The organism is uncultured Marinococcus sp. (genome assembly GCF_947493875.1).
Taxonomy (GTDB): Bacteria; Bacillota; Bacilli; order Bacillales; family Marinococcaceae; genus Marinococcus.
The window spans coordinates 103,101-118,236 of the sequence record NZ_CANLSU010000001.1 but is presented as its reverse complement, the minus strand read 5'-3'; the positions used below and the strand labels follow the sequence as shown (position 1 = coordinate 118,236).

General features: G+C 49.5%; 13 protein-coding genes and 1 other annotated feature. All 13 genes read right to left on the bottom strand.

Annotated elements, in window-relative coordinates; genetic code table 11:
• Positions 1 to 4 precede the first annotated feature (4 nt).
• Positions 5 to 529: a rod shape-determining protein MreD gene (mreD, locus tag Q0757_RS00495; protein WP_298783599.1), complete on the bottom strand. Its 525-nt coding sequence runs from the start codon at positions 527 to 529 to the stop codon at positions 5 to 7.
• Entirely contained in the window at positions 526 to 1,467 is a 942-nt protein-coding gene (gene mreC, locus Q0757_RS00490; RefSeq protein WP_298783597.1) for a rod shape-determining protein MreC, read from the bottom strand. The genes mreD and mreC overlap by 4 nt, the downstream gene beginning before the upstream one ends.
• Positions 1,468 to 1,493: 26 nt before the next feature.
• Positions 1,494 to 2,537: a rod shape-determining protein gene (locus Q0757_RS00485; RefSeq protein WP_298783595.1), complete on the bottom strand. Its 1,044-nt coding sequence runs from the start codon at positions 2,535 to 2,537 to the stop codon at positions 1,494 to 1,496.
• A gap of 328 nt (positions 2,538 to 2,865) precedes the next feature.
• Positions 2,866 to 3,549, bottom strand: a complete 684-nt coding sequence (gene radC, locus Q0757_RS00480; protein ID WP_298783593.1) for a DNA repair protein RadC — start codon at positions 3,547 to 3,549, stop codon at positions 2,866 to 2,868.
• Positions 3,550 to 3,590: 41 nt separating this feature from the next.
• Positions 3,591 to 4,346 (bottom strand): A24 family peptidase, encoded by a 756-nt coding sequence (locus tag Q0757_RS00475; RefSeq protein ID WP_298783592.1) that lies wholly within the window; start codon positions 4,344 to 4,346, stop codon positions 3,591 to 3,593.
• Between the two features lie 105 nt (positions 4,347 to 4,451).
• Complete coding sequence (locus Q0757_RS00470; RefSeq protein WP_298783590.1) at positions 4,452 to 5,744, bottom strand: folylpolyglutamate synthase/dihydrofolate synthase family protein; 1,293 nt, start codon at positions 5,742 to 5,744, stop codon at positions 4,452 to 4,454.
• A gap of 59 nt (positions 5,745 to 5,803) precedes the next feature.
• On the bottom strand, positions 5,804 to 8,422 hold the full coding sequence (locus Q0757_RS00465; protein ID WP_298784477.1) for a valine--tRNA ligase: 2,619 nt from the start codon (positions 8,420 to 8,422) through the stop codon (positions 5,804 to 5,806).
• A gap of 61 nt (positions 8,423 to 8,483) precedes the next feature.
• Positions 8,484 to 8,698, bottom strand: a binding site (T-box leader).
• 49 nt (positions 8,699 to 8,747) lie between these two features.
• The gene (gene hemL, locus Q0757_RS00460; protein ID WP_298783588.1) at positions 8,748 to 10,061 is read right to left on the bottom strand and encodes a glutamate-1-semialdehyde 2,1-aminomutase; all 1,314 of its coding nucleotides are present in this window, start codon (positions 10,059 to 10,061) and stop codon (positions 8,748 to 8,750) included.
• A 102-nt stretch (positions 10,062 to 10,163) separates the two neighbouring features.
• The gene (gene hemB, locus Q0757_RS00455; RefSeq protein ID WP_298783586.1) at positions 10,164 to 11,156 is read right to left on the bottom strand and encodes a porphobilinogen synthase; all 993 of its coding nucleotides are present in this window, start codon (positions 11,154 to 11,156) and stop codon (positions 10,164 to 10,166) included.
• 11 nt (positions 11,157 to 11,167) lie between these two features.
• On the bottom strand, positions 11,168 to 11,914 hold the full coding sequence (locus tag Q0757_RS00450) for a uroporphyrinogen-III synthase (protein WP_298783584.1): 747 nt from the start codon (positions 11,912 to 11,914) through the stop codon (positions 11,168 to 11,170).
• Positions 11,914 to 12,849, bottom strand: coding sequence for a hydroxymethylbilane synthase (hemC, locus tag Q0757_RS00445; RefSeq protein WP_298783582.1), 936 nt, complete (start codon positions 12,847 to 12,849; stop codon positions 11,914 to 11,916). The genes Q0757_RS00450 and hemC overlap by 1 nt, the downstream gene beginning before the upstream one ends.
• 35 nt (positions 12,850 to 12,884) lie before the next feature.
• Positions 12,885 to 13,715 (bottom strand): inner membrane protein YpjD, encoded by an 831-nt coding sequence (locus tag Q0757_RS00440; protein ID WP_298783580.1) that lies wholly within the window; start codon positions 13,713 to 13,715, stop codon positions 12,885 to 12,887.
• A gap of 15 nt (positions 13,716 to 13,730) precedes the next feature.
• A complete protein-coding gene (hemA, locus tag Q0757_RS00435) occupies positions 13,731 to 15,131 on the bottom strand; it encodes a glutamyl-tRNA reductase (RefSeq protein ID WP_298783578.1) in 1,401 nt (466 codons plus the stop codon).
• Positions 15,132 to 15,136 lie beyond the last annotated feature (5 nt).

Sequence of the window (15,136 nt, the reverse complement as noted above, 5' to 3'; positions counted from 1 at the left end):
AAAATTATCGCTGCCTGATTTTTTCCTGGTCTTCAATCCATTCAAAAATACGGCGAAAAGGAACGAGCAGCAGCAAAGCGGCGGCCCCGTTAATAAGCCACGAAGCAAGCATCCGTTTCACTAAAAATTCTCCAAAGGAAAGTTCGGCAATGCCTAACAAAAAATAAATAAAATAGATCAGCAGTTCAAACACAAAAAGCGCACAGAAGAAGATAAGCCACTGCCAACCATAGCTGTTGCGGACCACTGGCAGAGAGTAGGAGCTCATGTACGCAATAAAGCCAAAGCAGAATGTATAAACACCAAGAATCTGCGTGTACGTGAAATCATAGAGAAAACCAACGAAAATACCTGCCCACACTCCTGCGACCGGCCCGCGGTATATGCTGGTCAAAACCACTCCAATGAGTGCAAATCTCGGCATCCACACCCATCCACTTTCATTTTCCTGAGGAAAGAGAATTTCAAACCATGTTCCTTCGATAAGAAATAAACAAAAGATCGATATGGGGATAAGAAAGCGTGTCATGAGCCCCCGCCGCCTTCTTCACCGACCGGATCCACGGCTTCTTCCTCTTCATCCTCCTGCTCCTGGTCTTCCTCGAGGGAAGGAAATTCTTCACTCAAATCTTCAATGTTCCGATCCAGAACGTTCACGTACGTTAAATCACTGAAGTCTGCCGCTGGTTCAATAAGGGCGTTATACGTTAACCCGTATTCATCCGGTTCTATGCTTTTTACTTCCCCGATTGGAATACCGCTTGGAAAAGCTCCGCCCATCCCTGAGGTAACTACCTGCTGGCCTTCTTCAATTTCTGCGTCACTGCGGATTTTCCGGAGCATAAGGCCGTCCCGGTCTTCATCCCATCCTTCAATGAAAGCATTAACCGTCTCATCACCAGCAGTCACACTGGCGCTGATACGGTTTGTCCGTTCCCCGTCGGATAATAATTGAACAGTGGAGGAAAATTCAGAAGCCTCCGCCACACGTCCGATAAGACCTTCATTCGTAACCACGGCCATATCCTGTTCAATACCGTTCTGGGTGCCCTGATTAATACCGATCGTCTGCGTCCAGCGGTCAGGATTACGATAGACGACAAGCGCCTGGCGGCTTTCATAGTCACTCAGCATTTCCTGCGTATCTGCCGATTCCCGGAGCGTTTCATTTTCCTGACGGGTGTTTTCAAGCTCTGCCGAAGTGGCAGCGTATTTTTCCAGCTGTTGCTTAAGCGTTTTATTTTCCTCGTATGTATCCAATAAATTTTCCACAGCTTCGAAGCGATTAGCTGCAAAGTGAGCCGGGCGGCTGATGGTCGACTGAAAAACGCCTACAGAGTCTCTTACGAATTCTTCAGGCCACGGCACCGATTCCCGTTCCCTCATGGAAAACCCTACGAGTATAACAAGAAGAATAATGCTTACCATCAAGATGATCAATCGCTTGTTGTTAAAAAAGTGCGGCATGGTTCCCCACCTACTCTAAAGATAGATTAAGCATTCCGGCCTGAGCGGGATGTAATACCTGCTTTTGAGCGGAACAAATGAATATTTTCTAACGCGCGTCCTGTACCAAGTGCCACACAATCCAAAGGCTCCTCCGACACTAATACCGGCATGTTCGTTTCTTCACTGAGAACCCGGTCAATGTGCTGAAGAAGAGCTCCTCCTCCTGTTAACAGGATACCACGGTCCATAATATCCGCTGCTAATTCCGGCGGAGTCTGTTCAAGGGTACTCTTCACCGTATCAATAATAGTAGAGACCGTGTCTTTCAGACACCCTGCAATCTCTTCAGAGGTAATTGTAACTGTTTTTGGAAGCCCGGTCACTACATCTCTTCCGCGGATTTCCATCGTATCATTGTCTTCATTTTCCGCAGGAGGAGCCGCAGCACCAACTTCAAGCTTAATGGCTTCCGCTGTCCGCTCTCCCACCATGACATTATACGTTTTCCGGATATACTGAATGATCGCTTCATCCATTTCATCTCCGGCGATGCGGATCGATTGACTCGTGACGATGCCACCAAGAGAAATGATAGCCACTTCTGTTGTTCCGCCCCCGATGTCAACAACCATGCTTCCTGTAGGCTCCCACACAGGAAGGTCGGCTCCGATGGCTGCTGCAAACGGTTCTTCGATCGTATAGGCCTCTCTTGCCCCAGCCTGTTTGGTTGCATCCTCGACGGCCCTCTTTTCAACTGCCGTAATACCTGACGGCACACATACCATCACATTTGGCTTTCTTGAGAATATCGAACGTTTTTTGACCGACTGACCAATAAAATATTCCATCATAGTCGCCGTTGTGTCAAAATCAGCAATGACGCCGTCCTTCATTGGACGTATTGCCTTAATGTTGCCCGGTGTACGCCCAATCATATTTTTCGCGCTGCGGCCTACAGCTTCAATATTTCCCGTGTCTGTCCGCATAGCTACCACCGAGGGCTCACGAAGAATGACTCCTTCACCTCTCGCGTAAACGAGCGTATTTGCCGTACCTAAATCGATCCCCAGGTCTCTCGTTCCAAACATCTATGTATATCTCCTCTCGTCTCGCAAAATGCACGGTCGTCCTTTTCAGCAGGTATTATTCATTGGAGCATCTAATGATTTATTATGTTGGATAATGCCCTTTACGGCACCCCTGTATTCCCATATGTAGCGGGCACGTTCAGCGGTCCTCCTGGATGAATGCTTTCATCTCCAGGATTTCTGTTCCTCTGACGCTCTCCCGTTATTATGCATTAAAGTACAGCTGTCCCTGCATGCACTATTTTTTATTATACTGAAAAATATTTGAAAAACATAGGGGCAATGCACCTGTTTTTTTAGGATAGGCTTATTTTCACATCTTCGCGTTCTACATAAATCCCTGCTCTTTCATGCTCTCAAAGCACTGATCACCAACGATTACATGGTCGAGCAGTTCAATGCCAAGCAGTCGGCCGCATTCTGCTACCCGCTTAGTCACCTGAATATCCTCGCTGCTCGGCGCCGGATCGCCGGATGGATGATTGTGAAGACAGATAATTGATGCAGCGGACCGCCGCAGCGCTTCTTTGAACAGCTCCCGTGGATGAACAATACTTGAATTTAAACTGCCGATAAATAGCGTCTGCTTATGAATAATTTGATTTTTAGTATTCAGACACAGTACTACAAAATGCTCCTGCTGTAAAAACCTCAAGTCTTCCATCATATACTCCGCCGCGTCTTCAGGTGAACGCACAACGTATCTGTCCGGATACGAATAGCGAAAGACGCGCTTTCCCAGCTCAAGGGCAGCCTGCAGCTCCAGAGCTTTCGCTTTTCCAATACCCGGGATTTCCATCAATTCTTCCCTGGTCGCTTCTTTCAATAAGGGAAGAACATCGAAACGTTCCATCACCTGGGCAGCCAGCTCCAGTACCGGCGCCTGCTTTGTACCTGTGCGAAGGAGTACTGCCAGCAGTTCCTGCTCCGTCAGCGCCTCCGCTCCTTGTTGTTCCATTTTCTCACGGGGACGGAACAGTTCTGTTCCGGCAGGGATTGCAGTCAATTTCATCAGTGATCGTCTCCTTTATATGTGGGGGTTGAAACGGGGAATTATAAAAAAGCCAGGTACCATTTCAGGCATGCTTCTCCGGTAAACAACGTAAATAAGCTGCCGACCGCGATAGCAGGGGCAAACGGGAACGGTGTTCCTTTTTTGAAAGCATTAAATGGATATAGTAGAAAAATAACAATAGAAGCAGTGAATACAGCAGCTGTAAAATTTACGGCAAGAAGATGCGGGCCAAAGAAAAATCCGAGAACAGTAAATATTTTCAGATCGCCGCCGCCCATCCCTCCTCTCGTTACCAGAATAATAGCTGATAAAAGAAAAAAGCCGGCTAGTGCGCCTATGAAGCTTTCGTTCCAGGCGGGCTCCTCCAGCCAGAACAGTTTTAAAAGCACCGCTCCAAGAAAAAACAAAAGCGACACCCGGTTCGGGATGATCATGGCTGTAATATCGCTGATAGTAATAATGAAAAGGTAGGAAATAAGAAGTAAGGCTGCAGCGAATTCTGCAGTTGGTCCGAAGCGGACGTAGGCGAGGAAAAACAAGACACCACCGGCGCCTTCCATAAGAGGATAAATCGCGGAAATACGGGTTTTGCAGAAGCGGCATTTACCGCCCAGATACAGATACGAACAGCAGGGGACTAAATCTCTTTTTTTAATTGGCTGGACACATACCGGACACTGTGACGGGGGCGCCCATACAGACTCACCAACAGCCATTCGCATGCCTGCGGCGTTACAGAAGGAACTCACTACCATCCCTGCCGCTGTAAAATATACAGCGAGCAATACGTTCATTACAACACCTCTTCCATTTTTTTCTTATTATAGCATGCTTTTCCGTTAATCAGCTCAAAAAAATAATAAAAAAGCAGAAGCATGCGGCTTCTGCTTGTCGTTTTCTTATTGACTCCACTCCTGCATCAGTTGGGAGATGAAATACAGGGAGCCGGCAAACACGATCACGTCTTCCTGATCCCGGGCTGTCTCTGCTTTTTCCCACGCCTTCTGCCAGCTTTCTGCTGTTTGAACGCCGGCTGTATTCGCTTCAGCAATATCCTCCGGCGCTGCTGCCTGCGGAAAATCAAACGGTACCGCTGTGATGGATTCTATCTCCAGGCCGTCCAGCTGATCGAGCACCGGTGCCTGTAATTTGTCCGTTTTCATTCCAACAATAAAATGAAACCGGCCGTTTGGATAATGCGTGGCTAACGCTTCTTTAAGGCTTTTCATTCCCTCTTCATTATGCGCACCGTCAAAAAAGACGTGCTCCTCGCCAGGCGCTTTTTCAAGTCTCCCCGGCCAGGCTGCTTTTTTCAGACCAGCACGAATGTGCTCATCCTCTGCAGGCAGGGCATAATACATTTTCAGGTAACGCGTTGTAATTACCGCTGCTGCCGCATTCTCCACCTGGTGCTCCCCGAGCATGGAGACCTCGAGATCCTCCATATCCCCCAGCAGGGAATAAAAGGAAAAACGAGTTCCTGACTCTGACGGCTCAAGACGGCGGACATGAAACTGACTGCCAAGCTGATAAAACTTCGAGCGCTGGTAATCGGCAGCCTCCTCAAAAATGCCGGCAAGCTCCTCATTCTGTTCGCATGTCACCACAGGAACCCCGCCTTTAATAATGCCGGCTTTTTCCCGGGCTACTTCTTCGAGCGTGTCCCCGAGGATTCCCTGATGGTCGTGTCCAATATTTGTGATAATGCTCACCATAGGGTGGATGGCGTTTGTAGCGTCCAGACGACCGCCAAGGCCAACCTCCCATATTACTACGTCCGGAAACGTTTTTCTGGCAAAATACATTGCCGCTATAACAGTAATCACTTCAAACTCCGTCGGTGATCCAAACGGCGTGCGGGCGATGCTTTCCACTACCGGACGAAGAACGGCAGCCAGCTCCAGAAAATCCTCCTCGCTGATCGGCTCTCCGTCTGTGGCAATCCGCTCACGGAAATGGTGAATATACGGTGATGTGAATGATCCGCAGACAATACCTGCTTCTGTCATAATATTTCTCGTAAATGCCGCGGTGGATCCTTTGCCGTTCGTTCCGCCAATATGAATACCCTTCAGTCGGCGTTCCGGATTGCCGACAGCTTCAAGCATCATGTTCATCCGGTCAAGTCCCGGGCGGATACCGAACGTTTCGAGTGAGTGCACCCATGCTTCTGCTTCCTTGTATGTGTGCAAAGTAGACCTCCCTTTAAACAGCCATGCAGCAGGCCCCCTTAGCCGGGGGCGTCTGCTGCTTAGCTTTTTTGCAGTTCTTCCATTCTGGCTGTTACTTTTTCTCTTTTTTGTTCGTAATCCTTCTGTTTTTCTTTTTCTTCCTCGACGACGTGTGCAGGAGCTTTGCTGACAAACCCTTCGTTGTTCAGCTTTTTCGTGACCCGTTCCACTTCTTTATCAAGCTTGTCTTTTTCCCGCTGCAGCCGCTCTATTTCTTCGTCTACATTAATCAGGCCTTCAAGTGGGAGAAAGATCTCCGCCCCGCTCAATACGTGGGATATGGATTTTTCCGGAGCCTCCATTGCTGCATCGATCGTCAGCGTTTCCGGATTTCCAAACCGTACAATATAGTCACGCCCCCGTTCGAGTCGTTCCGAAGCCTGGCTGTTGGACGGCTTCAGACTCATCGGCACCGCTTTGCTCGGTGGAACGTTCATTTCCGCCCGCGTATTCCGGACCGAACGAATAACCTCCTGGATTAATTCCATATCGCGTACCGCTTCCTCGTCAAATAGCTGCGAATCCGCTACCGGCCAGGAAGCACTCATGATCGACGTTCCTTCATGAGGGAGATGCTGCCAGATTTCCTCCGTGATAAACGGCATCATCGGGTGAAGCATACGCATCGTCTGATCAAACACATGAACAAGCACAGACTGGGCCATGCGTTTTGGCTGTTCGTCTTCACCGTACAGCGGCAGCTTGGCCATTTCAATATACCAGTCGCAAAGGTCATCCCAAATAAAGTTATAGAGCGTCCTTCCGGCCTCCCCAAACTCGTATTTCTCCATCAGCTGAGTGGCGTTCTGCTTTGTTTCCTGCAGCCGGTGTAAAATCCAGCGGTCCGCAATCGTTTTTGTGCCTTCGAGCTCGATATCTTCTGCCGTGATCCCTTCCACATTCATCAGCGTAAACCGGGCAGCGTTCCAAATTTTATTGCCAAAATTCCAGTTGGCCTCTACCTTTTCCCACTGGAAACGAATATCATTGCCCGGTGTTGTACCTGTAGCGAGCAGAAAGCGCAGAGCATCCGCCCCGTACTGATCGATAACATCCATCGGGTCCACCCCGTTGCCGAGGGATTTACTCATTTTCCGCCCTTCGCTGTCACGTACCAGGCCGTGAATAAGCACGTCCTCAAACGGGCGTTCGCCGGTAAACTCCAGACCCTGAAAAATCATCCGGGACACCCAGAAGAAAATGATGTCGTAGCCGGTGACAAGCGCACTCGTCGGATAGTAGCGCGCATAGTCCGCGCTTTCTTTCGGCCAGCCCATAGTCGAAAACGGCCATAAAGCCGAGCTGAACCATGTATCAAGCACGTCCTCGTCCTGTTTCCACTCCTCCGGATTTTCCGGTGCCGTGCGTCCGACATAAATTTCGCCTGTTTCTTTATGGTACCAGGCCGGGATCCGGTGCCCCCACCACAGCTGCCGGGAAATACACCAGTCCCGGATGTTTTCCATCCACTGCAGATACGTCTTTTCAAAGCGTTCCGGAACAAAGGTAACTTTTTCTTCCTTCTTCTGAAGCTCTACCGCCTGCTCCGCAAGCGGCCCCATGTTTACAAACCACTGCGTGGAAAGATAAGGCTCAACCACGGCGCCGCTACGCTCGGAATGGCCGACAGAATGCATATGCTCTTCGATATCAAATAGAATGCCCTCTGCCTGCAGATCCTTCGTCAGCTGCCGGCGGCAGGCAAAACGGTCCATGCCCTCGTAGACGCCGGCATTTCCATTCATGCTGCCGTCCTCATTCATCACAAGTACACGCGGCAGGTCATGACGGTTACCCATTTCGAAGTCGTTTGGATCATGCGCAGGCGTAATTTTTACTGCCCCTGAACCAAAATCCATGTCCACATAGTCGTCTGCGATAATTGGAATTTCTCTTCCGATGATCGGCAGCACGGCCGTTTTTCCGATAAGATGCTTATAGCGCCCGTCCTCCGGATGTACTGCGACTGCCGTGTCCCCGAGCATCGTTTCCGGCCGGGTCGTCGCTACTTCGATCGAGATATTTTCGCCTTTAACCGGGTAGCGCATATGGTAAAAGTGACCCTGTACTTCTTTGTACTCCACCTCGATATCCGAAAGCGCCGTCTGCGTTTCCGGGTCCCAGTTGATGATGTACTCACCACGGTAGATAAGCTCTCTTTCATACAACGAAACAAAGACTTCCCGTACCGCTTCCGAGAGACCTTCATCAAGCGTGAAGCGCTCCCTCGAATAATCAAGTGAAAGTCCGAGCTTGGCCCACTGGCTGCGGATGAAATCTGCATATTCCTCTTTCCATCCCCACGTTTTTTCCAGGAACGCTTCCCGTCCAAGCTCGTAGCGGCTCGTACCTTCTTCCTTCAGCTGCGCCTCGACCTTGGACTGGGTAGCAATGCCGGCATGGTCCATCCCCGGCAGCCATAGGGTGTCATAGCCCTGCATGCGTTTCATGCGGATTAAAATATCCTGAAGCGTCGTATCCCACGCATGGCCCAGGTGAAGCCGGCCGGTTACGTTCGGCGGCGGAATAACAATTGTATAAGGTTTGCCGTCTGTCTGTCCTGCTTCAAACTGACCTGTTTCTTTCCAGAAATCATACCAGCGGTTCTCTGTTTCCTTCGGATCGTACTTTTTCGCCATTTCCGTCTCTTGTTTTCCCATACAAATCCCCTTTCTTCTCATAAAAAAACTCTTCATCCCAAGTAAGGACGAAGAGTTTTCGCGGTACCACCTTAATACCTGCCGCCAAGCAGGCACTTTCCCATAACGGTGGCTACCGTCTTTTCTTACTGTATACGTTCAGAAAAGAAGCTCGAGGGCGACTTTCCGCACGGGTCGTTAAAGAATCTCTCAGCCCTGGATCCTTTTTTCTGTACAACGACCTTCGTGCGTACTCCTCCCTGTTTCTGCTTTTATTATTAATATTGAGTTAGTGTCTTTATTTTACGAAACCAGGACGCGTGCGTCAACTGTCTTCCCCGTGCTCTTTATTTGCAGCAAGACTTGCAAAGACGCGGTCAGCCGCCTCAATGGTTTTATCGATATCTTCTTCGCTGTGCTCCGTCGATAAAAACAGGCCTTCGAACTGCGAAGGCGGAAGGGATATTCCCTCTGCCATCATTCCACGGAAATAACGCGCGAACATTCCCAGATCAGACTTCTTCGCAGAAGCAAAATCCACTACCGGTTCATCGGTAAAGAACAGGCCGATCATCGCTCCGGCACGGTTGATTTGATGTGGGATTCCATGCTTGGAAGCCGCACGGTTCAGCCCTTCTTCAAGCTGGGATGCCCGGGCGCGGAACGTTTCATAGCTGCTTTCGTCCACCTGTCTGAGTGTTTCAAGTCCGGCTGTCATCGCCAATGGATTGCCGGAAAGGGTTCCTGCCTGATAAATAGGTCCGTCCGGGGCAATCTGCTGCATGATATCGGCACGGCCGCCGTAGGCTCCCACCGGAAGCCCGCCACCGATCACCTTTCCAAGACACGTGAGATCCGGAGTCACCCCGTAGTGTCCCTGGGCGCTGTTATAGTCCACCCGGAAGCCGCTCATAACTTCATCAAAAATCAGCAGACTGCCGTGCTGATTCGTAATGTCGCGAACGCCTTCCAAAAATCCTTCACCCGGTGTGACCACACCCATATTCCCGGTGACAGGCTCGAGGATAACACCGGCGATTTCATCTCCGTATTCATCAAACGCCTTCTGCAGGCTGTCGAGATCATTGTACGGAACGGTAAGCGTATTCTGCGCAATCGAACCAGGAACGCCCGGGCTGTCCGGCAGGCCAAGCGTGGCGACGCCGGAGCCGGCACGAATGAGAAGAGAATCTCCGTGGCCGTGATAGCAGCCCTCCATTTTTACAATTTTGTCCCGGCCGGTAAACCCGCGGGCAAGGCGCAGCGCACTCATTGTCGCTTCCGTGCCGGAGTTCACCATCCGGACAACTTCAATGGAGGGCACGCGGTCCACGACAAGCTCTGCCAGACCCGCTTCTGTTACGTGCGAAGCACCGAAGCTCGTGCCTTTTTCAGCCACAATTTTTAAGCTGTCGACCACATGCTCGTTTGCGTGTCCGAGAAGAAGCGGCCCCCAGGACATCACATAATCAATGTATTCATTGCCGTCAATATCTTTAATACGGGAGCCTTTGCCTTCATCCATATAAACAGCCGGATGGCCGACCGATTCATAGGTCCGTACGGGGCTGCTGACTCCTCCCGGCATTACTTTTTTTGCGCGTTCATGTGCATGTATTGAATTATGATACGATTTCATGTCATACCTCCTGGATACTTAAAAGTTATCTTTTTTGCTATTCCCGTCCTTAGTATAACGAAAACAAGCCCTGGACTGAATACCTTCCAGAGCTTGCTATTATTATTTATTATCCTCCTGCATATAACGAACAGCGTCTTTGGCGAAATACGTCACAATCAGGTCTGCTCCGGCACGCTTCATGCTTGTGAGCTTTTCCATGACAATATCCTTTTCATTCACCCATCCGTTCTGGGCGGCAGCTTTAATCATCGCATATTCCCCGGAAACGTTATAAGCTACCACCGGATATCCGGTGCGCTCCTTCACTTCTCTTACGATATCGAGATAAGCAAGGGCCGGCTTCACAATAAGAAAATCGGCACCTTCTTCGACATCAGTTTCCGCTTCTTTTAACGCTTCAAGCCGGTTCGGTGGATCCATCTGGTAGGTTTTCCGGTCCCCAAACGAAGGAGTGCTGTGAGCTGCGTCACGGAACGGGCCGTAAAAGGCACTGGCATATTTAACTGTATAGGACATCAGTGGCACTGTCACGTGTCCTGCTTTATCGAGCCCTTCCCGGATAGCCGCTGTAAATCCGTCCATCATGTTCGACGGCGCAATAATGTCTGCCCCGGCTTCTGCCTGGGAGACCGCGGTTTCTGTTAGATTTCTCAGCGACTCATCGTTATCCACGTAGCCGTTATGAATAACCCCGCAGTGCCCGTGGTCTGTATACTGGCACAGACAGGTATCTGCAATCACCGTTAACGCCGGGTGATTTTCTTTAATCTGCCGGATCGCCCGCTGGACGATTCCGTCCTTCAGAAAAGCCGGCGTTCCTTCAGCGTCTTTTTCCTCCTCATGAGGCACGCCAAACACGATGACGCTCGGAATACCGAGGGCTTCCAATTCATCCATTTCTGCATCCAAATGATCCAGGGAAATATGATAGACCCCCGGCATGGACGGTACTTCTTTGCGCACGTTTTCCCCTTCGACGACAAAGATGGGATAAATCAAGTCATTGGGTCTTAGTTCGTTTTCTCTTACCATTGCTCGTATACCAGGCGTCGTCCGCAATCTGCGGTGCCGGCGGAAATGTAAATCAGCCAATGTGAAGCCTCCTAAATAATTTCCTTGGTTTTTTCTATCATTCCTTCTACGGAATGAATATCTGCTTCGTAAACATACTTGAATCCAGTTTCGCGGGCAGTTTGTCCAGTCGAGGGGCCGATTGCCACTACGGGAACAGCCAAAAGCACCTGCTGGTAAGCCCCTGCAAGCCGGTACAGGGCCTCTACAGAAGAAGGACTTGCGGCCGTCAGTACGTCAACTCCCCGGTTCTTTAAAATCGTCTGCAGAAAGGACTCATTTTTTTCTTCCGGCACCGTTGTATATAAATGCCATACCCATAAGCTTAAGCCCCGGGCTGCAAGCGACCGGTACAGGGTGTCCGCCGCCTTGGCGCTTTGAGGAAGAAGCACGTTTTCCCGGCGGCCAATTACCTGTCCGGCTGCTTCAGCTAACGAAACGGCTTTATATTTTTCCGGCATCAGCTCTACCTGAAAGCCTTCCTGTTCCAGTGCCTGCTTGGTTTTCGGCCCGACAGCAGCTGTTTTTAAGTTGGCGGGAATACCAAGACCGTGCCGCTTTTGCCATTCTGCCAGGTAATAGACGGTATTCACGCTTGTTACCAGCATCCAGTCTATATTACCGCTCCGCCACCGCTCTGCCATTGCCTTTTCCCTGCTCCGTACCGGTACGGTGGTAATAATCGGCACCGCTTTGACACAACAGCCTGCAGACTGAAGACCCTGCACCAGACTTGCGTTCTGGCCGGCTCCTCTTGTCACCAGTACTGTTGCTGTCACTACTCTTCCCCCATCTCTTCCCGGGCCTGTTCCAGAATTTCTTTGCCGCCCCGGCCAAGCAGGGCATCAGCAGCCTGTCTGCCCATTTCTTCCGGATTATCACCCGTAAGCTTTTCTTTTAGTATTTTGCGTCCATCCGTAGAACCGATCATCGCGGTTAATTGCACATTACCCTTTTTGTTTAGAGTCGCATACCCGCCGATTGGCACCGCGCATCCTCCCTCTACAGCTTTCAGGAAGGCCCGCTCTGCAGCTACACATACCGCAACCGGCTCATCATGAAGACGTTGAATGATCTTTAATATATCTTCATCCCCGCTGCGGCACTCAATACCGAGTGCGCCCTGACCTACAGCCGGGACACACATGCTGGGTTCAAGAAATTCCGTGACAATCTCATCGCTCCAACCCATCCGTTCCAGGCCGGCAGCCGCTAAGATAATGGCGTCAAAGCTTTCCTCCCGCAGCTTCCGAAGCCGGGTTTCGATATTACCCCGGATCCACTGAACGTTTAAATCCGGCCGCTCTGCTTTAATCTGGGACGTGCGCCGCAGACTGCTCGTGCCAACTACTGCCCCAAGCGGCAGATTATGAAACTTTACATGATCGTTTGCAATATAAGCGTCTCTTGGGTCCACCCGGTTTGTGACAGCGCCGACCTCAAAGCCTTCCGCCATTTCTCCCGGCAGATCCTTCATGCTGTGTACAGCTATATCAATTTCACCATCTGTAAGCGCCTGCTCAATTTCCTTTACAAACAGGCCCTTTCCGCCAACTTTAGATAACGTCCGGTCCAGAACACGGTCGCCCTTTGTAGAGATTTTTTTCACTTCAAAACGATAGGGCAGGTCCAGTTTTTCAAGCTCCTGCTGCACCCATTCTGTTTGTTTTAATGCCAGATTACTTTTTCTAGTGCCCAGGGTAATTGTGCGCATACATCTAGCCATTCCTTTCTAAGCATCCATATTTGTTATAAGTACCATATATGAAACTGGCTCAAATCACTGGAAATAAAATAATTAATGAGTAAAACGACAAAGCAGGCAACGTTTAAAAGCGCCATACGGTAGCCGCGCCAGTGATGAACAGCCAGTAAATATATATACGTACTGTAAAAGCCAAGGAGAATGATCGAACCGATGACTTTTGCATCCTGCCATGGAAGGGAGTCATACCATCTGCCTGCCCAGAGAAAACCAAACACCAGTCCCGCAAATAAAAGGGGGACTCCGATCACGGTGGTCGTGCCTGCCAGCTTCTCCATTTTTGGCAGGTTCTCCATTCTGATTAACCGTTTCCCCCATTGCTTTCTTTTTAAAAGCTGATGCTGCAGCACATACATCGCAGAAAATACAAATGCCAGTGTAAACGAAGCATAGGAGAGCAGAATAAAAATAATATGCACTACGAGTGTCTCAGACAAAAGAAGCGTTTCAAGCTCGTTTGGAATATCGCCGTTAAACGAAAAAGAGCTGAACGTCATCAGCAGAAACCCGATCACATTTAAAAAGAAAACCAGTACATCCATTCGAAAAAACCAGTTCACAATAAGTGAAATGGTTACAAGAGACCACGCATAGAAATACATGCCTTCAAAAGGCGTGATTACCGGAGCGCGATCATACATAAATATTCTAAGTACTAAAAAGGCCGTCTGCGAAGCCCAGACAATAGAAAGCAACCAGAAGGCGAGTCGGTTCACCTTCCGGTTGGTTTGAGAAAAATCAACGAAGTAGCAAAGGACGCTCAGGCCGTATAGTACAATCGTTACAATATAAATAATTCCTTCGGCTGCAACCATCCTGACGCCCCTCTCTTAGGAACGAACAGCGACATCTGTCGCGTAAGCATATGGAAGGCGGAACCCACGCGATTCTCTGGAGGCATTCCATTCCTCCTCCGCTTCTTCCTTGCGTATCTGGCGCTCCTCTGCTGCTCTAGCTTCTTCTACTTCCTCTTCAAGAGCAAAGATTTCGGTAAACAGCTGCAGCATTTCTTCTGCATCATTGTTATCAGCCATTTCTTTAGCTTTCGTTATCGGATCTTTGATCATTTGATTGATGATGCTTTTCGTGTGCTTACGCAGCACTTTCTTTTCCCGCTCGGTAAGCTCCGGAAGCTTCCGTTCCACACTGTCCATCGTATCTGCCTGGATAGCCAGAGCTTTTGTCCGGAGAGCGGAAATTACCGGTACCACTCCGAGGGTATGCACCCAGTCCTTAAAATCTGACACTTCAGCATGGATCATTCTCTCCATCAGTGCTGCAGCTTTTTTGCGTTCTTCCATGTTGGAATTCACAATGTCCTGCAGGTCATCAATGTCATACAAAAAAACATTATCGAGCTGATTCAAGGCCGGATCCAAATCTCTTGGAACCGCAATATCAACCATAAACAGCGGTTTACCTTTTCGCTTTTTGCTGGCAGAAGCCACCTGCTCTTTATTCAGCACATAGGAATCCGAGCCGGTGGAGGAAATTAAAACATCCGCCTGTGCAAGCGCGTCAGTCAGCTCCTCCATTGGTTTAGCTTGTCCGTTAAACTGCGCAGCAATCTGTTCTGCTTTTTCATACGTCCGGTTAAATACCGTCACTTCAGCAGCACCGCCGGAGTGCAGATGTTTAGCTGTCAATTCGCTCATTTTTCCCGCACCCAAAACAAGCACCCGCTTGTTTTTAAACGAACCGACTACTTTTTTACCAAGCTCCACAGCAGCATAGCTGACTGATACAGGATTATCATTAATTTCTGTTTCGTGATGGGCCCGTTTGGCATACGTGACTGCACGTTTAAACAGTTCATTAAATATCGTGCCGGTCGTTTCATTTTCGTGGGCAGTAGCAAGGGCATGTTTCACCTGACCCAGTATTTGTGTTTCACCAATCACCATGGAATCAAGACCGCTTGCGACCTGAAACAAATGCTGCACTGCTGCATCATTTTCGCGTATATTTAAAAATGGGCCAAAATCTTCCTGTGGCATTTCGAACCAGCGGCCCAGAAATTTTTTCACAAAGTGCCTTCCTGTATGCAGCTGGTCAACGACTGCATACACCTCTGTCCGGTTACAAGTAGATACGATGACGCATTCCAGGATACTTTTCATGTCACGAAGCTCCTGCAGTGCCTGAGGAAGTGTATCCTCCTGAAAGGCCAATCGTTCCCTCGTTTCAACTGGAGTTGTTTTATAGTCTAATCCAGCGACAATAATATGCATGTTCG